This window comes from Macrococcoides caseolyticum (assembly GCF_002902665.1).
Taxonomy (GTDB): Bacteria; Bacillota; Bacilli; order Staphylococcales; family Staphylococcaceae; genus Macrococcoides; species Macrococcoides caseolyticum.
The window spans coordinates 1-634 of the sequence record NZ_PPRM01000118.1 but is presented as its reverse complement, the minus strand read 5'-3'; the positions used below and the strand labels follow the sequence as shown (position 1 = coordinate 634).

Genomic DNA, 634 nt, shown 5'->3' with positions numbered 1-634 from the left:
ACATAAAGATGGATGCGATTATAGTTTTAGTATGAAATATAATATTATTGATACAGAATTTAATATCAATTCATTCTTCGGTTCTATTCTATCTACGGAATCAACGACGGTTTCTGCTGGTGAAAATAAAAGTAATATCAAGAATACTACAAGAAAAAATGATATTACAAATCTCAGAACTTTTGTGACATTTTGTAGGCAACACAAGACTAGCGAATATATTGGTGATACAAAAATAAGTGAATGCTTTCTTGATCAGAGAATTTTTAGACAATACTTAAATGGATTTAAAGGTAATAAAATAGTTATACCGTATATGAGGTATTATGATAAAAATGAAAAAAGTTTCATTATGAAATACGGTAACAGAGTAATTAAAGTATTTTTTCATAATGATAAATTGTTTTCTTCGTTGATTAATGAGTATCATGAAATAAAGAATATGCATGAAGATAATTTTCACGAATATTTTAAGCTAGCTATTATTGGTGAATGGTATGAAAAAAGTGATTTTATTTGTACTGATGTTTATAAAAAAAGACAAATAAGTAATATAGCATCAATTATCTTAGTCACATAGGAATTGAAGCATAAAAAATAATTAGTTAAGGTAAAAATTATCCTCTTTATAAAC

At 25.1% G+C, this 634-nt stretch carries 1 protein-coding gene; it reads left to right on the top strand.

Annotation, left to right across the window (positions count from 1 at the left end; all coding sequences use genetic code 11):
• On the top strand, positions 1-580 hold a 580-nt coding region (locus CD152_RS12025; protein ID WP_205757054.1), incomplete at its 5' end, for a hypothetical protein.
• Positions 581-634 lie beyond the last annotated feature (54 nt).